The 18,849-nt window shown below is 56.1% G+C and carries 16 protein-coding genes and 2 pseudogenes; 11 read left to right on the forward strand and 7 right to left on the reverse strand.

Annotated features, from left to right (window positions below):
* From N438_RS03105 to N438_RS03130, 6 genes and pseudogenes are all read right to left on the reverse strand, one after another.
* Entirely contained in the window at nucleotides 1–1,179 is a 1,179-nt protein-coding gene (locus N438_RS03105) for an efflux RND transporter periplasmic adaptor subunit (protein WP_181400985.1), read from the reverse strand.
* Between the two features lie 15 nt (nucleotides 1,180–1,194).
* Nucleotides 1,195–1,650, reverse strand: a complete 456-nt coding sequence (locus tag N438_RS03110; RefSeq protein ID WP_012541719.1) for a MarR family transcriptional regulator — start codon at nucleotides 1,648–1,650, stop codon at nucleotides 1,195–1,197.
* Between the two features lie 120 nt (nucleotides 1,651–1,770).
* Nucleotides 1,771–2,073: pseudogene (locus N438_RS28685) on the reverse strand (ISNCY family transposase); the annotation flags it as partial.
* Nucleotides 2,074–2,939: 866 nt separating this feature from the next.
* Nucleotides 2,940–3,950, reverse strand: a pseudogene (gap, locus tag N438_RS03120) (type I glyceraldehyde-3-phosphate dehydrogenase).
* A gap of 78 nt (nucleotides 3,951–4,028) precedes the next feature.
* Nucleotides 4,029–5,009, reverse strand: coding sequence for a helix-turn-helix domain-containing protein (locus N438_RS03125; protein WP_012541721.1), 981 nt, complete (start codon nucleotides 5,007–5,009; stop codon nucleotides 4,029–4,031).
* Nucleotides 5,010–5,201: 192 nt separating this feature from the next.
* A complete protein-coding gene (locus N438_RS03130; protein ID WP_116696071.1) occupies nucleotides 5,202–5,987 on the reverse strand; it encodes a MipA/OmpV family protein in 786 nt (261 codons plus the stop codon).
* A gap of 124 nt (nucleotides 5,988–6,111) precedes the next feature.
* Between N438_RS03130 and N438_RS03135 the strand changes: the two genes are divergently transcribed.
* The 4 genes from N438_RS03135 (at nucleotide 6,112) to N438_RS03150 (ending at nucleotide 12,298) form a co-directional block, all read left to right on the forward strand.
* Nucleotides 6,112–6,807, forward strand: coding sequence for a response regulator (locus N438_RS03135; protein WP_012968226.1), 696 nt, complete (start codon nucleotides 6,112–6,114; stop codon nucleotides 6,805–6,807).
* Entirely contained in the window at nucleotides 6,804–8,000 is a 1,197-nt protein-coding gene (locus N438_RS03140) for an ATP-binding protein (RefSeq protein WP_087498809.1), read from the forward strand. Before N438_RS03135 ends, N438_RS03140 begins: the two co-directional genes overlap by 4 nt.
* 78 nt (nucleotides 8,001–8,078) lie before the next feature.
* Nucleotides 8,079–9,227, forward strand: a complete 1,149-nt coding sequence (locus N438_RS03145; protein ID WP_022064719.1) for an efflux RND transporter periplasmic adaptor subunit — start codon at nucleotides 8,079–8,081, stop codon at nucleotides 9,225–9,227.
* On the forward strand, nucleotides 9,224–12,298 hold the full coding sequence (locus N438_RS03150; protein WP_116696072.1) for an efflux RND transporter permease subunit: 3,075 nt from the start codon (nucleotides 9,224–9,226) through the stop codon (nucleotides 12,296–12,298). The genes N438_RS03145 and N438_RS03150 overlap by 4 nt, the downstream gene beginning before the upstream one ends.
* A gap of 121 nt (nucleotides 12,299–12,419) precedes the next feature.
* On the opposite strand, the gene N438_RS03155 is transcribed toward N438_RS03150, so the two are convergent.
* Complete coding sequence (locus N438_RS03155) at nucleotides 12,420–13,373, reverse strand: helix-turn-helix domain-containing protein (RefSeq protein WP_032730996.1); 954 nt, start codon at nucleotides 13,371–13,373, stop codon at nucleotides 12,420–12,422.
* 408 nt (nucleotides 13,374–13,781) lie between these two features.
* Between N438_RS03155 and N438_RS03160 the strand changes: the two genes are divergently transcribed.
* The 7 genes from N438_RS03160 to N438_RS03190 all read left to right on the forward strand — a co-directional run bounded on the left by N438_RS03160 (nucleotide 13,782) and on the right by N438_RS03190 (nucleotide 18,841).
* Nucleotides 13,782–14,675 carry a transporter gene (locus N438_RS03160; protein ID WP_012541726.1) on the forward strand — a complete coding sequence of 298 codons (894 nt, stop codon included), beginning with the start codon at nucleotides 13,782–13,784 and terminating at the stop codon, nucleotides 14,673–14,675.
* A gap of 60 nt (nucleotides 14,676–14,735) precedes the next feature.
* Nucleotides 14,736–15,218 carry a group 1 truncated hemoglobin gene (locus tag N438_RS03165; RefSeq protein ID WP_008804888.1) on the forward strand — a complete coding sequence of 161 codons (483 nt, stop codon included), beginning with the start codon at nucleotides 14,736–14,738 and terminating at the stop codon, nucleotides 15,216–15,218.
* A gap of 136 nt (nucleotides 15,219–15,354) precedes the next feature.
* A complete protein-coding gene (locus N438_RS03170) occupies nucleotides 15,355–16,869 on the forward strand; it encodes an amidase (protein ID WP_012541727.1) in 1,515 nt (504 codons plus the stop codon).
* Nucleotides 16,870–16,893: 24 nt separating this feature from the next.
* Nucleotides 16,894–17,502 carry a nitrile hydratase subunit alpha gene (nthA, locus tag N438_RS03175; protein ID WP_008804890.1) on the forward strand — a complete coding sequence of 203 codons (609 nt, stop codon included), beginning with the start codon at nucleotides 16,894–16,896 and terminating at the stop codon, nucleotides 17,500–17,502.
* Between the two features lie 15 nt (nucleotides 17,503–17,517).
* Complete coding sequence (gene nthB / locus N438_RS03180; protein ID WP_012541728.1) at nucleotides 17,518–18,171, forward strand: nitrile hydratase subunit beta; 654 nt, start codon at nucleotides 17,518–17,520, stop codon at nucleotides 18,169–18,171.
* The gene (locus tag N438_RS03185) at nucleotides 18,168–18,635 is read left to right on the forward strand and encodes a nitrile hydratase accessory protein (RefSeq protein WP_116696073.1); all 468 of its coding nucleotides are present in this window, start codon (nucleotides 18,168–18,170) and stop codon (nucleotides 18,633–18,635) included. The genes nthB and N438_RS03185 overlap by 4 nt, the downstream gene beginning before the upstream one ends.
* The gene (locus N438_RS03190; RefSeq protein WP_008804893.1) at nucleotides 18,632–18,841 is read left to right on the forward strand and encodes a CbtB-domain containing protein; all 210 of its coding nucleotides are present in this window, start codon (nucleotides 18,632–18,634) and stop codon (nucleotides 18,839–18,841) included. The genes N438_RS03185 and N438_RS03190 overlap by 4 nt, the downstream gene beginning before the upstream one ends.
* Nucleotides 18,842–18,849 lie beyond the last annotated feature (8 nt).

The raw sequence follows: 18,849 nt of genomic DNA on the forward strand, positions 1-18,849 counted from the left end.
TTAGCGCTGGGCTACAGCGCTGGTGTTGTCATGAAGGATTTTCGCCACCAGTTTATCGGCTGCTTCCATTGGCGTTTCATACACATCGGTACGGAATCGCGGCTGTTCGACGGTTTTTTGTGGCAGAAGGTGACCACCCTGATTGCGGATATCCACCTCAGCGTTCATCGACAGACCCACACGCAGCGGATGCTTCTGCATGTCATGTGGATCAAGCGTGATGCGTACCGGCAGGCGTTGGACGATTTTGATCCAGTTGCCGCTGGCGTTCTGGGCTGGCAACAGTGAGAATGCGCTACCGGTACCAATGCCGAGACTTTCGATGGTGCCGTGATATTTCACGTTATCGCCATAGAGATCCGCATTCAGCTCTACTTTTTGCCCAATGCGCATGTCCTGCATTTGGCTCTCTTTAAAGTTGGCATCCACCCACACTTCATTCAGCGGCACGATGGCAAGCAGCGTGGTGCCGGAGGTGACACGCATCCCGAGCTGCACAGCACGTTTAGCGACGTAACCACTGACGGGCGCAACAATGGTGCTGCGGGAGTTATCGAGATAGCGTTGGCGCAGCGTCGCAACGGCGGTTTTGACTTCAGGATGGTTATCCACCACGGTGTCATCAACCATCGCCTGATTGGTTTTGAGCGCTTGCTCGGCAGCCAGTAAATCGCTTTGCGCGCTGGTCACGGCATCACGGTAGTGCGCCAGATCTTCCACCGCAATGGCACCGGAATTGACAATTTTTTCCCGGCGCAAGTAGTCACTTTTCGCTGTTTGCAGGGCTACTTTTTTGGCAGCAACTTGTGCACGGTAGTTGTCGGCAGTGCTATAGAGACCACGCACCTGACGCACTGTGCTGGCGAGATTGGCTTCAGCCTGCTGCAGGGCGATGGCGGTATCGCTTGGGTCCAGCAGAACCAGGGGCTGGCCTTTTTCGACATAATCGCCTTCATCCACGGTCACCTGAGTCACGGTACCGGTGATTTGCGGTGTCAGGGTGACCTGATTTCCGTTGACGTAAGCATCGTCGGTGCTCTCGTAATAGCGGGCGTAAAGCAGATACCAGGCCAGACAGCCTCCTGCCGCGAGGATCAGGATCAGTAATAAAATGGCGAAGTTTCTTGTACGCTTGCCTGGGCGCTTGTCAGAGGGAGGCGCGTTATTTTCCATAGACATAACCGGTGACCTTAATTAGCGATGGGGGGCCGTGAATTCATCGGGCAGCATTTTGATAAGAATATCTGCGAGCTGCCGGGATTCTTCGGGCGTCAGACGCGCCGTTAAGTCCGCGAGGATGGTATTCAGTGCTTCATTCTGAAACGTATTGCACAGCGTCTGACCTTTTGCCGTAAGGGCCAGGATCACCTGGCGCTTGTCGTGCGGATTCGGGCGGCGCTCGATCAGGTCGTTCTTCACCATACGTGCAACCATACGGCTCATTGCCCCGGTATCCATCTGCAGGCTCTTGCAGATTTCTGCCGGGCTGGTGTTACCTTTAAATATATTAATCAATACCTTAAATTGCGGTGCGGTAATGCCGCTGTCGGCAAAGTAATGGCCGATAAGCAGGTCCTTAAACTGGTTTGCCAGATGGAACAGCAAACCCAGATGCAGGTTTTTATGGGAAGAGTCGATTGGGGTATTCATGATAGCTGCCTGGTCAGTAATTAACATGATAATTACTGCCTGGTCACCAATTGTCAAATTAGGTCAACAGAAAGCACACATATTGACAAATGGAGGAGGGCGATAAGCGTATTACGATCACTCGAACCCGTGATGCCCGCAGACATCAATTTGGATGCGCTCTGGGGTACAGGCCCGACGCAGGCGTGATTGATGTACGCGCGGCCGTAACTTGCCAGGGTTCCCTGAACCAGTCGGTGTCATCAGCTGGCGTACTGTCGGACCAAAATCAGCGTAATGTTCGCGGATAGTACGCAGTGCTCGTTCAGCGAGGCCCGGCATGAGTTGCCGGTTGCCAGGCTGGCCACGACGACGGTTAACAAGTGAAAGCGGCCCATGTTCACGATAGCGCTCCAACAATCGTCGGCAGTGTCTGTCAGATATCTCAAGCGGATAATATTGAGTACGTACCGGGCAAGACCATCAGGTCGTTGGTTATTGCTGGGTTTTCAACGACGACGGCTAGCCATACCCAGCGGGCCAGATTCACGGTAACGCGACAGAAGGCATCGGCACAGGCTGTCAGATATGCTCAGGCGCCGTGTGGCCATCAAGTGTAGTCAGACGCCGAACGATAACGTCCTAATAACTTTGAGTCGGTTAACTTTATCCAAAGCAAAAAACTCCGCCGCATGAGCCGTCATCAGAATCTATCGATGCTGAATCTACGAGTCTTATCCAGGAGAAAACCTAACAACTTAGCCACCACAATATGAGTGCGCATAATGTATATTATGTTAAATGAATTGTCTTACTCAATAACGTCGTATGGCTTTTAACAATCACTTCGCCCACTACAGCCTCTTCTCCTGTGTATCAACCAGGCCTTTATCAGCCACAGATGTGATTCTCAAAAAGGCGCCAGCATCGTTTACGCACTCGAATGGCGAGTTCCAATCGCGTCCATAAACAGAAGCGCCAGCTGAAGTTGAATGGTGTACTGAAGATAAATAGCACCTTCGCCCAACGCAGCCGGCTTCCATGTTGACAGGTTCTATCGCAACTGCCCTTTCCCTTGTATCTAATAGTTTGCGTTGATTAGCTACCACCAGGGAGCACCTGGCCACAACATATCGCAACTCCGTTCTTCACCGAAAGCATAAATGCTCTCTCGGGCATTTATGCTTTTATATCGCGGTCAAATAGATTTGTTATGTTTAATCTATGAATGATACTCGTTATCCTTTGTGGCCACTATTCATCCAGCTGAATTGCGTATACTTTTACAGATGAATAAAACGCACAGTGGGTTAGCTTTCACGCTTTGCCATCATCAATGCCAGGTCAACGAGACGATTAGAGAATCCCCATTCATTGTCGTACCACGCCAGAATTTTGACCATATTACCGCCAATCACCAGCGTTGATAGGCCGTCGATAATCGACGAGCGTGGGTCTCCCTGGTAATCGCTGGAGACGAGCGGTTCATCGCTATAACCCAGGATCCCTTTCAAAGGTCCCTTTGCGGCGGCTTCGCGAAAAGCATTGTTCACCTCTTCGACCGTCACATCTCGCTCAAGCGTGACGGTCAGGTCAACAATGGACACCACCGGCACAGGGACGCGTAGCGAGTAGCCCGTTAAACGGCCATCCAGCTCAGGAATAACTTTACCCAGAGCCTTCGCTGCGCCGCTGGAGTAAGGAACAATCGACAATGCTGCGGCGCGAGCCCCGCGCAGATCTTTTTCCGGCTGATCGTGCAGCGCCTGACTGTTGGTGTAGGCATGGGTGGTGTTCATCAGACCATGTTTAATACCGAAATGCTGGTGCAGGACCTGCGCAGCAGGTGCAAGACCATTGGTGGTGCAGCTTCCGTTGCTTATCACGTAGTGTTTATCCGGGGAGTAGAGACTCTCATTAACGCCCATCACAATGGTTAAATCATCGTTTTTACCAGGGGCAGAGATAATCACGCGCTTCGCGCCACCGCTGTGGATATGTACAGCCGCCTTTTCACGGTCAGTGAATAATCCTGTAGCCTAAATAACGATGTCAACTTCACGCTGACGCCACGGAATACTCGCCGGGTTGCGTTCACTGAATACGGTAATGGGTTTACCATCAACAACAAGCCCCCCTTCACCAGCGGTGACCTCTGCATCCAGCTTACCGAGCAGCGAGTCATATTTCAGCAGATGCGCCAGCGTTTTGCTGTCCGTCAAATCGTTGATTGCCACAATTTGAATATCCGGATTATCCAGTGCTGCGCGCAGTACATTGCGTCCGATACGGCCAAAACCGTTAATACCGACCTTTACCATAATTAACTCCTTATCTATTATCTCTGGAGTCAGATTAGGACGGATAGGTTTTGGCGTAAATGACAAAAAAGGATCACTTTACGCCATTTTACGGCAGTGAAATCGTTGACGATATTCACCTGGAGTGAGGTTAAGCTGTTTTTCAAACAATCGTCGCAGGTTAATGCTACTGCCAAATCCCGTTTGCTCGGCGATACGATCCAGCGTCTCGTTAGTCTGCTCCAAACGCTGCCGTGCGGCGGCCAGGCGGGCTTCCGCGACGTAGCGCGCCGGGGAAGCGCCGGTTTCCCGGGTAAAGACGCGGGTGAAATTTCGCGGACTCATGGCGACTTTTTCCGCCAGCTTATCTACGCTGAGGTCGGCGGTGAGGTTTTCGAGCAACCACGCCAGCAGATCGTTAATCGGCCCCTGTGAGGTGGTCTGCTGCAGGTTATAGCGGCTAAACTGTAGCTGGCCTCCGGGGCGACGCAGATACATGACGAAGTCCTGGGCAATATCGCGCGCCAGGCTGAAGCCGTAATCTTCTTCAACCAGCGCCAGCGTAAGATCAAAGCCGGAACTGACCCCGCCAGAGGTCCAGATATGTTCGTCCTGAATATAGAGCGGCCCGCCCTCGACGCGGACCTGCGGGAATTCCGCCTGCATGGTTTCCAGCAGTTTCCAGTGGGTAGTGGCCCGTCTGCCGTCCAGCAGTCCGGTTTGCGCCAGCAGCATCGCACCGCCGCAAATGGAGGCTATGCGGCGGGCATGGGGAGCGGCAAGGCGCAGCCAGTCAACCACCGCCATCCCTTCCTGCGGGTTTTGACCTCTGCCGGTAATCATGATGGTATCGCGGGGTTCACGCGGGTCAATCTCATGCAGGCGATGATCGGCCAGAAGATTTAAACCGGACTGACCATGGATAACCTGATGCGGTTGAGTTGTCGCTAGCTTGACCTGGTAGCAGATTTCCCGGGCACCTTCCGGGTGCAGGCGGTTGGCCTGCATCAAAATGTCAGCAATACCGGCGGATTCAAACAGCATGCCGCCATCGGGTACAATAATAAGTATCTTTTTCATGTCATGAAAAGTAATCTTTTTACAGAATAAGTCAACACGACAAACTCAAAGAATAAATTTTACTGTCGAGAGCACTGGATTCCGATGGATGTAAAAATCTGAAGGCTCGGAAAGAGTGGGTTCCGTTTCTGCCAAACAATGGCGACCCACTCAATGCTAACCCGACAAACCGCACGCCGCGCTTTCTCCGCCCTAAAATGTCCAGATGACAGCTGCTGTCAATGCCGCCTCGTTACGTCGTAACACGATCGGGCTCTCATTTGCATGCTCCCCAAGCCAGGTATAGTCAGCGCTCAGGAGCGTGCCCCAGTGGGCATCAAACTGGTGACTCCAGGTCAGACTGTTGTCTATGCCATAAAATCCCCCCGGTGCTGAATAGCGGCTATAACCTGAGTGCTGGCTCTGCTGCGGATCCACCCCATACCAGGTATTCAGGTAACGGTTGTCGCCAAACAGGGCCGCCGTCTGAAAGGCGACCGTGTCATGGTCAGTTTGTACAGGGAGCAACGTCAAGGATGCCCGGTAGCTTACCCCCTGGCTGTCCGTTAAAGGCAGCGTCGCTTTACCTTCAACGCTGAGCCACGAAAGCGCCTGCCAGCCGACGGCAAGGGCCGTGTTCAGGGAGACGTCAATGTCTCCCATCCCTTTCAGATTATTTGCCCCTGCCCGCCAGCTGGCGTTTTTATCCGCCCTTCCCAGATCGTATCCCAGCGTATGTTCGAAGTACCAGCCGCTGGCGTTCTGCAGGTCATATCCCACCCCTTTCTGCGTATCAATAAAAAATGCGCCGTTACGCCCCTGAAGTACAGGAACCACCTGCCATACCTGCTTGTCTGAGCCTGAATATCGCGGAGTGTAGTGGCCTCCCAGCCCAATGGTGAAGGTGCCGGAGGAAGTGTCATCATTTGCTTGTACGCAGGATGTCATGGCCGTCAAAAGCGGTACGGTCATATACAGGGCTTTTTTTATCGCTATCATACTGTTCTCCTCACAGACGCCGGCTTCTCCTGAGGCAGGAGCCGCCACAAAATGTTGGCGCAGTATGATTTGGCAAAATCAATGAATCGTCGGGATAGTGTTAAGAAACGGTCAAGGTGAACGGATGTTGTCCAGAAGAGTGCTGATTATTGAAGATGACGCCGATGCGGCTGGCGTGCTCGAAGCCTATTTACGCCGTGAAAATTACGATGTCGTCATTACCGGAGACGGTCTTTCCGGGCTGGATATGGCGCACCGGTGGAAACCCGATCTGATCCTGCTGGATGTGATGCTTCCGGGGCTTAACGGCACCGAAGTCCTGGCTGGCCTGCGCCGTAAAAATGATGTTCCGGTGATCATGGTGACCGCCATGGGAGATACTCCCGATCGTATTGGCGCCTTGCGCTATGGCGCTGATGATTATGTTGTTAAGCCTTACCATCCGGGAGAAGTTGTGGCTCGGGTGCAGGCGGTACTGCGCCGCAGCAATCAAACAGAAACAAAGGAAGAGATCCTTCGCTGGCAATCGCTTGAAGTGAATGTTACGGCCATCGTGGCGAGCATTGTCGACGGGGACACCACACCGCGCACGTTGGATCTGACCCCAACCGAATTTTCACTACTGACCACGCTTATGCGCTCTCCTTCACGTCCTTTTTCCCGCCAGCATTTACTTGAGCACTGTTTGCCGGAAAGTGAAGCCCTGGAGCGCGTGGTGGATACCCATATTTATAACCTGCGTAAAAAACTCGAGGCGGCGGGTATTTCCGGCGTGCTGGTTAACGTTCGCGGCGTAGGCTACAGGTTCAGACAACCATGACAAAAACCCGCTACTCCTCCCTGTGGCGCTGGATTTGCGCACGTATATTAGCGCTGGCCATCGGAAGCGTAATTGTCATTGCGACCTGTATGTGGCTACGTTATGCGGTGCAGAATTACTGGAACATAGGCAGAATGCCGGCATCGGTCCGACAAGAGTTTCTTGCGCTCAGCCAGAACCCGCAGGCGAACCCGGCGCGCTTCCATCAAATCGTCGATACCTGGTGGGGGTTGAGTTATTCAACCCCATCCATCGCCTCGGCGGACTGGGTCACCGTGGCGTTACTGGTCCTGGTCATGATCCCTTTTATTGTGGTGATGGGATTGCGATATGCCAGGCCACTGGCGCTGCAGTTCAGCCGACTGCGTGATGCGGCAAAGGACGTCGCCGAAGGGCAATTTGGCCGCCAGGCAGAGCTCATCAGGAATGCGCCGGCTGAAATGGTCAGCTTTGCCAGTGACTTTAACACCATGACGGTAAAACTGGCCCGCTATGAAAAAGAGTTACGTACCTCTCATGTGGCCATGGCGCATGAGCTTCGCTCCCCCCTGACTGCCGCTATCGGACGTTTGCAGGGCATGCTGGATGGCGTGTTTGATGCCAGCCCGGAACAACTGGCCATGGTAATGAAACAGCTTCAGCACCTGAATCGCCTGACCGATGAACTTCATCTGCTCTCGCTGTCTGATGCCGGGAATTTGGTTCTGGAAAACGAACCCTTTCGTCTGGATGAGCTGCTTAAGGAACGGGCGACATGGATCATGCCCCAGGCTGATGCACATCGTTTTGCCATCAGGCTTCATCATTCTCAGGTGTGTCCCTTCAAAGGCGATACGTTCCGTATGGGCCAGGTTTTCACCATTCTTATGGAAAATGCCCTCCGTTACGGGCGTGATGGCGGCCATCTTGATGTCACGCTGCACTACGCCAGCGGGCAATATTGCCTCGAATTTCGCGATGACGGCCCGGGGGTATCCTCCCAGTTCCTGCCGGAAATGTTCAACCGTTTTAGCCGGGAGGAGCAGTCTCGTGCCCGCCACTCCGGCGGCAGCGGTCTCGGTTTGTCGATTGCTCGCGCGATTTGTCAGGCCCATGGTGGCAGTATCAGCGCGTCGTTACCTGAAACCGGCGGACTCGCAGTCACCCTTTTGTTACCCTGGACGTCGTCTGAGATGGAAAATAGCCGCTCTTGATAATACCTTGACGAAACGTCGAATCTTTCTCGACTAAGCGCGCATTTAATAACGCCATCACCTTTATGGAGCGGCGTTATGTCAGATGAATTTTTACTCTCCCTCCGCCACAGTCTGCACCATTTGTACGACGTGGCGCGCACCCTTTCCTGGCTGCACTTTCTCCCCCTGACCATTCTTTCGGTAGTGATTTTTCTGCTGCCCGGATGCGGGGACAACCAGGGTAATACGACTGATCCTGTGCGAACGGTGCGCTACGTTGTTGTTGGCTCAGCGCAAACCCTTCCCGCGCTGGAAAGAACCGGAGAGATCCATGCGCACGATGAAACGATTCTGAGCTTTCGTACCGGCGGCCGGATAGTGACGCGTAGCGTCGATATTGGCGATCGAGTCAATGCAGGGCAACTGCTGGCCACGCTTGAAAATACAACCAGTCAGAATCAGCTCGATGGCGCACAGGCTGATTATGAAGGAGCCAAAGCCTCTGCTCAGGTTGCTGCACTTAACGTCAACCGAATGCAAAAGCTTATGCCAACAGGCGCGATTGCCCGCACGCAGCTCGATACCGCCCGCGCAGACTGGCTTGTCGCCCGCGCGCGTTTAAAAAACAGCGAGTCCGCGTTGCGTAATGCCCGGGAAAGCCTTGGCTGGACGCGTCTGATTGCGCCGCGAAGCGGCGTGATCACCGAAGTAAGCGCCTCTGCGGGTCAGGTGGTCAATGGTGGTCAGTCGGTATTGACGCTGGCGACCGGTGAAGCCCGCGATGTGGTGTTTGATATCGCTAAACCCGAGGCGATCCCGCCACAGGAACAGGCTGGCTTGCGAGTTTCCCTCCTCAGCGACCCGTCGGTGCAAGCGTCCGCCGCGGTAAGAGATATTAGCCCGCAGGCCGATCCTCAGACCCGCACATGGCGCGTCAGGGCTACCCTGCAAAACCCACCGCTGGCAATGGCGCTGGGCGCCAGCGTCACCGTCACGTTACCCGCAACGGGTCCGCATGGATACGCCCTTCCCGCTTCAGCGCTGAGCCGCGTCGACGACAAACCGGCGGTTTATGTGATTAACCCACAGTCGCAGGCGCAGCTTCGCGTGGTGGTACCAGCATACTATACCGCCACCACGGTTATTATCTCCGGCGGCCTTGAACCAGGCGACCGGGTGATTACCGCCGGCGTGAGTAAATTACGCTCCGGCGAGCCGGTAATTGCCGGGGAGTGCGAATCATGAAACCCGTATTGAATGAGAAATTTAACCTGTCCTCCTGGGCGCTAAATCATCAGCAGATGGTCAGTTTCTTCATGCTGCTGATCATTGCTATGGGCGCGTTCTGTTATGAGAACCTGCCACGTAACGAAGATCCGGCGTTTACGATTAAAACGGCCGTTGTTTCTGCGCAATGGCCCGGGGCATCCGTAACGGATACCACCCGACTGCTGACCGATACGCTGGAAAAAAAGCTGCAGGAAACCCCCTGGCTTGATTATCTCGAAAGTGAGACCCGCGCCGGGAGCTCCGTTATTCATGTCAATCTTCGTGACGATACCCCGCCGCAAAAGGTGCCGGATATCTGGTATCAGGTACGTAAGAAAATGCAGGATATTGCCCCCTCTTTGCCAGAAGGCGTTCAGGGCCCCGCCGTCGACGACGAGTTTGATGACACGTACGGTACGATCTATGGCTTTATACCTGAGGGCTATACCCTGCGGGAGGTCCGGGACCGTGTTGAGACAATCCGCCGGGAACTCATGTCGTTACCGGATATCGGAAAAACCAGCCTGCTGGGTGAGCAGCAGGAACAGATAGTCCTCTCTTTTTCTCCAGCGCGTCTGGCAGGTATGGGGTTGAACATCCAGCAGGTAGCGGATGCCCTCAGAGCACAAAATGCGGTTGTCCCGGCAGGTATGATCCGCACCGGACAGGAAAATATGGCGATAAAGGTCAGCGGGGAACTGACTTCTGAAGCGAGCTTACGTGCCGTCACGCTGCATATTAACGATCGTTACCTTCCTCTGACGGATATTGCCACCGTTAGTCGGGAAAACGCCGAGCCTCCCCAGCCGGTTTACCGGGTCAACGGCAAACCCGCCATCGGGCTGGCTATCTCGATGGCGCCGACCGGTAATATGCTGCGTTTCGGCGCCGCGCTGAATGCAAAAATGCAGGCCATCAGCGTCACGCTGCCGCACGGTATTGAGATGGTCAAGGTTGCCGATCAATCAGCGGTGGTCAGCGACGCCGTAAGCGGGTTTATCCGGGTGCTTATCGAAGCCGTGGCGATCGTCCTGGCCGTTTCGTTTGTCTCTCTGGGTTTACGAGCCGGACTGGTAGTGGCTGCGGCCATCCCACTGGTTCTGGCCATGACCTTTACGGGAATGATGCTGGCAGGAATAGGTCTGCAGCGTATTTCTCTCGGCGCATTGATTATCGCGCTGGGTCTGCTGGTCGATGACGCCATGATCACCGTGGAAACCATGGTCTCTGGTCTGGAAGCCGGGGATTCCCGCCGGCAGGCGGCGACCCGGGCTTTTAAAACGACCGCATTTCCGATGCTGACGGGCACCCTTGTGATGATTGCCGGGTTTATTCCCGTGGGATTTGCTGCGTCCAGCGCCGGTGAATATTGCTTTTCCCTGTTTGCCGTGGTGCTCATCGCCCTGCTGTGCTCATGGGTTGTCGCGATCCTGTTTTCACCGTTAACCGGGACGTGGCTGTTATCTGACAACATCAGACAGAAGGCGAAAGGTCCTGGACGGATGGCCCGCGGATACCAGTGGCTACTGCGCAAGGCGTTGCGTCACCGCTTCGCCACCGTGTGTCTTGCTCTCATTGCGCTTGGTCTGTCCGTTTACGGAACAACCTTTATGCAGGGGGAGTTTTTCCCCGCCTCCGACAGGCCAGAATTGCTGGTAAGCCTGACGCTACCGGCAAATGCCTCGCAGTCGGAAACGCAAAATACGGCTGAAAAGCTGGAGAAGGCCCTGGCAGGCAACCGCAACGTTGAGCGCTTTTCGACATACGTTGGGTCGGGAGCGATCCGTTTTTACCTGCCTATGGATGTGCTTCTGGCAAATGAAAATATCGCCCAGATGGTGGTGGTGGCTAAAGATCTTAAAGCGCGGGATCGTCTTCATCGGCAGTTAAACAGGATACTGGCTACGCGCTTTAGCGACATCATCACGCGCGTATCGCCCCTGGAACTTGGGCCTCCCGTCGGCTGGCCAGTCAAATACCGGGTGAGTGGGCCAGATTATCTGAAGGTCAGGTCGATCGCGAACCGCCTGAGCGATGTCATTGGCCGGTCCCCCTCCTCTCGCGAGGTTAATCAGACGGCAGGCGAACCGGAGAGAGTCATTACCCTCAAGGTCAATCAGACCGCAGCCCGGGCTGCGGGCGTGTCGTCAGAAAGTCTGGCCCGGATGCTCAATACCGTCTGGTCCGGCAGTATAGTCACGTCGGTTCGCGATAATGACCGCCTTGTCGATGTGGTGCTCCGGGCCAGGGACAATGAGCGTCTTAACCTTGCCACCTTCTCTTCGCTGACTATTCAGGGGAATGACGGTAAACAAATTCCCCTCAGCGCCTTTGCCACGCCAGTCTGGGGCGTGGATGATCCGGTTATCTGGCGTCGACAGCGTTTGCCTTTCATCACCGTGCAAACTGACCTCGCCCCGGGACTTCGCGCCGAAGCAGTATCCGCAGCGTTGCGACCTGCGGTAGACAGGTTGCGCGCGGAACTGCCTGAAGGCTACAGCATTGAAGAAGGGGGCGCGGTTGCTGAGTCTGAAAAAGGTAATAGTTCGGTCTATGCGATTCTGCCGGTGACACTGGTCATCATGCTCTTGCTGTTGATGCTCCAGTTGCGCAACTATTCCCGTATGGCGTTGGCTATACTGATGGCCCCGTTTGGTTTACCGGGTATCGTGCTGGCTATGTTGCCTGGCGGAACACCAATGGGATTTGTCGCTCTGCTTGGCGTGATTGCGCTCGCTGGCATGATCATTCGTAACGCCGTCATACTGATTAGCGAGGTTGATAGCAATCTTGCTCAGGGAATGGCGAGCGATGCCGCCATTATTGCGGCCGCAGAGCATCGTGCGCGCCCCATCTGCCTGACTGCCTGTGCCGCCATTCTGGGAATGATCCCCATCTCTCATCAGGTATTCTGGGGACCGATGGCCTATGCGATTATCGGGGGACTACTGGTTGCCACGCTGGTTACACTGACCGTTTTACCGGCATCGTTTAGCCTGTTGTTACACCTGAGAATGACGCCCTCAGGCGAGACTCGTGAAAAATGAGTAGCGTGCCGTCGTATCCTCGCCTCAGGGGTCTGCCAGGTTATTCGCTGCAAGACAAAGAACTTGCTCCATAGTGTCATCCACCTGCTGCCGCAACGCGTGGATAACAGGAGACCTAATTTTACTGCTTCTTCGGCAGCAGAGAACGAGGAGAAATGCCGAAGGCTTTGCGGAAGGCATGGCTGAAATGAGAGAAATCAGAGAAGCCGAAATCCAGCGCCGCCTGGGACACGCTACTGACTCGTCCGCGTTCGATAGCCTCTCGGCTCGCCTGCAGCCTCTCCTGCCAAATCACTGCCATCGGCGTTTTTTTATGGCGGGCGAAAGCACGCGTGACGGTGCGAACGGAAACGTGGTGCGCCCGTGCCAGGCTTTCGATGTTCAAATCGGGATCGACAAGTTGCCGCCGGATGTAGTTCATCATCCGGGAATACAGATCGCGCTCAACACCAACGTTGTTCAGGTCCTGTAGCTCCAGGCTCAGTACCAGTAGATCCAGCAACGTCTGGGAGAAGCGGCCGGAGATATCTGCTGTGTTCAGACAGGCGGGCATCGCTGCCGCCTGACGCAGCATTTCGCGCAATGGGATCACGCCCGGGCGGCGGTCGTCGAGCACCATCGCGGTGAGGTGTTCGACCCCCGGTAAATGACAGCTCAGCAAATGGCGGGGGATCCGCACCAAATGATTATCGCGCCCGCCAAGACTGAAGCGGAATGTCTGGGCGGCATCGTAGAGCACCAGACTGTCCGCTGCCAGCGTCGCCTTGCGTCCCCCCTGTTCAAGCTGACCGTATCCATCCTGCATATACCCCAACCACAGATCGTCGTCGGGGCCCTGGCGCAAATAACGGGCCGTGCGATCCCAACTGTGTAGCGGCGCGGACAGTGAACACATATCCACCAGACCCACTCCACGTACCGTCAGCCGTGCATCAAAGTCGACCCCAGCCAGAGGGGCGCTGGCGGCTGGAATACAGTGGCGTAACACTACGTCGTTCCAGTACTCGAAGCGGCGCGACTCGGTAACGCCAACGGTTGAATAGTGGAGACTGCCCGCAGACTGCATGCTATTCATCATCATTCACCTCGCGCCGGGAATTCCGCCAAAACGACAGAAACGTTTCCGCAGACAGCAACTATCATGCCAACGAGCTAATACACCCTCTTTCAGTTACGCCGATCGGCGCTAAGTTACCGGGAACTATCACTGAAAATCCGCGCCCCCCCTTTTCTGCTGGCATATAGGGCGTCGAATAGCGGAACGACAAAACGTGGAACCGCACCCTAAACGTGCGGCGTCTGCACTATGGCGGACCATCACACGACGAGGGGCAGGCCCGCAACCGAATGTCCCTTCCAGCCAAACGACTGTCCTGCTGAAGCAAGTACGCCGCAAATTTCTCCCTAGTATCAGTAAGCGTAAGGTCTTCCGGCCACACCGTGCTCCGGACATAACACGACATCAGACAAGAGGGGGAACGTCATGACTTTCAGTAACGCTACGTTTCGCACCAGCCTGGCCGCCTGCACACTGTGGCTGGCAACCGGCCCGGCCCATGCGGTCGATCTCAATTCGCAGGACCTCATTCCCGCCCCCGCCGGCACCGATGCCGTTCTGGGATATTTCACCTACGCGACGAGAGATAGCTTCACCCCCACCGGGGGCGGTGAACTTAAGCAAGAGACCGGGCTCGACTCCTTCGTCAGCATCTTTCGTTACGTTCACTACATGGACGTCGGTGGCTTTACGGTTGCGCCGCAAGTGCTGCTGCCTTACGGACGCCTTTACAATGGCTCACTAAACGGCGTTCGACTTGATTCAGCCAGCGGCCTGGGCGATCCCATCCTTGCCGCGCCGGTCTGGCTGGTCAACAACCCCAGCACAACCTTTGCCATTGTGCCTTACCTGTACCTCCCCGCGGGCTCCTACGACGCCGGACGCACGCTAAACGTCGGTGAAAATCGCTGGAAGTTCGACCTTCAGCTCGGCGGCGTGCAGCAGCTGGGTAACGGTTTCGCCACCCAACTTTCCACGGACGTGATGTGGTATGGCGTCAACGACGACGCCTCGGGCATCGGCACCGGTCGACTCAAGCAGGACAACACCTATCAGTTTCAGGGCTGGGTGACCTGGACGCCGCCCGCCGATAAGAGCTGGACCCTGGCCGCCGGTTATTCCCAATACTGGGGCGGCAAACAGCAGCTTGACGGTATCGAGAACGGACAGGCGACGCGCGTCGATCAGGTCAGGCTGGAATTATCGAAATTCGTCACCCCCACGGTGCAGGTACAGGGTCTGCTCCAGCGCGACCTCAACGTCGATGGCGGTTTTAAGGAAGATCTACATACCACCCTGCGCGTGATGAAACTGTTCTGATGCGAATCGGCACAGAGACATCCCCAGACTCACTACTCACCCGCAACGGAGAAATCCATCATGACCGATCAGCAGCAAAAACCCACACTTTATGAACGTCTCGGTGGTTATGACGCCGTTTACGCTTTCGCAGGAGAAGTGTTGAAGACCTGTATGAAACATCCCGATATCGGCCATATCTGGGCGCACGTATCCGAATCGTCGTTCCAGAAAGAGCATATCAACTTTGTCGATTTTCTGTGCAAGCACTGGGGCGGCAACACGGTCTACCGGGGACGAGATATGGTGACCGCGCACCGCGGAATGGGGCTGACCGAAGTGCACTGGAAAGCCGTATTCGAGGCTATTGATGAATGCTACGAGAACTTCAACGTTCCGCAGGATATCCGTGAAGAGGTTACCGCATTCCTGACCCAGTTCAAACCCGCCGTCATCGGCAGCCCTTCATACCGGGATGTGGTACTCGCGCACCCTGACATGGACGTCACCAAAGGGATGAAAAGCGTCGGCATTCACTGGCCGAAAACAGATAAACCGTCTTAACCGAGGAAGGACATCCGCGCAACAGGCGGGTGTCCGTCTCAGCCAAATGACTGACCTGCACAACCATGTAGTGATGACATTTCGGGCTTATGTTGAAGGCAGGTTGCATTGGCAAACACCATATAAAGGGAACTCCATGGCTATTGAACGTCCTACCATTGAACAGCTGCAAGCGCTCGCCAGTCGGCTAAACATACGATTGACGCCTGCACAAGCCGAAGAATATCTGGCGCTGATGCAGGCCAATTTCGACGCCTATGATCTCATCGACGCCCTGCCCGACGAGATCCCCGCGGTGCACTACCCACGCGCCGCCGGCTATCGTCCTGAAGGCGACGAAAATCCGCTTAATGCCTGGTATTACAAGACCGAGGTGACAGGTGCAGCAACCGGTAAACTGGCCGGCCGCACCGTGGTGCTCAAGGACAACATCGCGCTGGCTGGCGTACCAATGATGAACGGCGCCTCGACGCTGGAAGGCTTCGTCCCCCTCTACGACGCCACCGTTGCCACCCGACTGCTGGATGCCGGCGCGACTATTCTCGGCAAAGCCACCTGCGAGCACTTCTGCTTGTCGGGAGGCAGCCATACCTCCGATCCGGCGCCCGTGCATAACCCGTTGCGCCGCGGCTACTCGGCCGGTGGCTCATCTTCTGGCAGCGCCGCTTTGGTCGCTTCCGGGGAAGTCGATTTGGCCATGGGTGGCGATCAAGGGGGCTCTGCGCGTATTCCCGCCGCATGGTGTGGCCTCTATGGCCTGAAACCGACCCACGGTCTGGTGCCTTATACCGGCATCATGCCGATCGAAGCCACTTTCGACCATACCGGGCCGATGACCCGCAGCGTAAAAGACAATGCCTTAGTCCTTGAGGTCATTGCCGGCGCGGACGGATTGGACCCACGTCAGTATGCTCCCAAAGTGGAAGCCTATACCGAGGCGCTCGGTAAGGGAGTCCGTGGCTTAAAGATCGGCATTATGGCCGAAGGTTTTCAGTTGCCGAACCTGGATGCGCGAGTCGCGGAGAAAGTTCGCGCTGCCGTCGCCCGTCTGCAGGAATTGGGCGCGACGGTCGGCGAGATTTCGGTACCGGAGCATAGCCTGGCGGGGGCGCTCTGGTCCCCTATCGGCTGCGAGGGACTGACCGCGCAGATGATGCATGGCAACGGCATGGGCTTTAACTGGAAAGGACAATATGACGTAGCGCTGCTGGACAAGCACGCCCAGTGGCGTGACAACGCCGATGCGCTTTCCCCATCGCTGAAGATATGCATGTTCGTCGGCCAGTACGGGCTGGAACGCTACCATGGCCGCTACTATGCCAAGGCGCAGAATATCGCGCGTCGCGCGCGTGCGGGCTATGACCGGGCGCTGGCGGACTTCGACCTGCTGGTGATGCCCACTGTACCGCTTGTCGCTCAGCCATTACCGGAACCTGACTGCTCCATTACCGAATACATCTCCCGCGCATTTGAAATGATCGGCAATACCGCGCCGCAGGATATTACCGGCCATCCGGCAATGACTCTCCCTTGTGGGCTGGTCGACGGCTTACCGGTAGGAATGATGTTGGTAGGACGCCACTTCGCCGAAAGCACCCTTTATCAGGCCGCCGCCGCATTTGAAGCTTCCGGCGACTGGCGGATGTTTTAGCCCTTAACTATCGGGAACCATAAAATGAGCCATCAACACGACCACGACCATACTGAACCGCCGGCGGACATCGAGCTACGCGTCCGGGCGCTGGAATCCCTGCTACAGGAGAAAGGACTGATTGACCCGGCGGCACTGGATGAATTGATTGACACTTATGAGCACAAGGTCGGCCCCCGTAACGGCGCGCAGGTGGTCGCTAAAGCGTGGAGTGATCCGGAGTATAAACGTCGGCTGCTGGCGGACGCCACAGCCGCCATCGCCGAGCTGGGTTTCTCCGGCGTGCAGGGTGAAGACATGCAGGTAGTGGAGAACACGCCGGACGTGCACAACGTGACCGTCTGTACATTATGTTCCTGCTACCCCTGGCCGGTGCTGGGTCTGCCACCGGTGTGGTACAAATCGGCCCCCTATCGTTCGCGTATCGTTATCGACCCGCGCGGCGTTCTGGCCGAATTCGGGGTAAACATTCCAGAAAGTAAAGAGGTGCGCGTCTGGGACAGCAGCGCGGAACTGCGCTATCTGGTCCTGCCAGAACGTCCGGCGGGTACCGACGGCTGGAGCGAAGCGCAGCTGATCGAACTGGTCACCCGCGATTCCATGATCGGCACCGGCCTGGTCGCCGCGCCATAATAAGAGGAGAAAACCATGAACGGGATACATGATCTGGGCGGTATGCACGGCCTAGGGCCGATCCTCAACGAGGAAAATGAGCCGTATTTCCATCATGAATGGGAGCGCCGGGTATTTCCGCTGTTCGCCTCGCTGTTCGTCGGCGGACATTTCAATGTGGATGAATTCCGCCACGCCATTGAACGCATGGATCCAGCCCACTACCTGGAGGCGAGCTACTACGAGCACTGGTTGCACGCATTTGAAACGCTGCTGCTGGAAAAAGGGGTGATCACCGCCGATGAACTCTGGGGTGGCTCGACCCCTGCCCCCTGCGCGCCGGGCACGCCGGTGCTGACGCAGGACATCGTGGCGATGGTTGTCAGTACCGGCGCCTCCGCGCGCGTCAGTCACGATATTGCTCCCCGCTTTAAGGCCGGAGACCGGGTTCGGGCAAAAAACATCAACCCAACCACCCACACCCGCCTGCCGCGTTACGTGCGCGGGAAAATCGGCCGTATTGAGACCGATCATGGCGTGTTCATCACGCCGGATACTGCCGCGCACGGTCTGGGCGAACATCCTCAGCACGTCTACAGCGTCAGCTTCACCGCGCTGGAACTGTGGGGCACGCCGCGCCCGGACAACGTGTACATCGATCTGTGGGACGACTATCTGGAGGAAGCATGAGCATTGCGACACAGCATGATTACGCCGCCGTCGGGTTACCCAGCGACGAGGAGGGGCCGGTTTTTGATAAGCCCTGGCAGGCGAAAGCCTTCTCCCTGATCGTCCATCTGCACCGGGCGGGGCTGTTCCCGTGGGCAGAATGGGTACGGACGTTCAGCGAAGCGATCAAGGCGGCTCCGGCGCAGCCCGGCGAAAGTGTGAACGATGCCTACTATCGCCAGTGGGCGACAGCAATGGAGAACATGATCACCGCCCTCCACCTGACCGCACCGGATGACATTGGCCGACGGACCCAGGAATGGCGACTGGCGTATATCAACACGCCGCATGGTCAGCCGATCGTCCTGGCCAATGCCAGCTGTCCGCCGGCGCATAACCACCACTCGCTTCCACTCGGCGTTCCGGTCACGGTGAGCCCGGCACAATCTTCCATCAGCCAAATTAACAACGGAGTCACATCATGAGCGATATCACCCTTACCACCAACACCCCGGCCACTCCGATACCGGTCGCGGCGCTGTTGCCCTGGGCACTGTTTACCACCCTGCTGGCACTGTTAGCGATCTATTTCGTCGGTGCGGAACAAGGTGCGACGTCGATGTTTTCCGGCACCCAGGTGCATGAATTCTTCCACGACGCACGACATCTGCTGGGTTTTCCCTGCCACTAAGGAGGCGG

The organism is Klebsiella sp. GL120222-02, from assembly GCF_003097195.1.
In the GTDB taxonomy this organism is placed as follows: Bacteria; Pseudomonadota; Gammaproteobacteria; order Enterobacterales; family Enterobacteriaceae; genus Klebsiella; species Klebsiella variicola.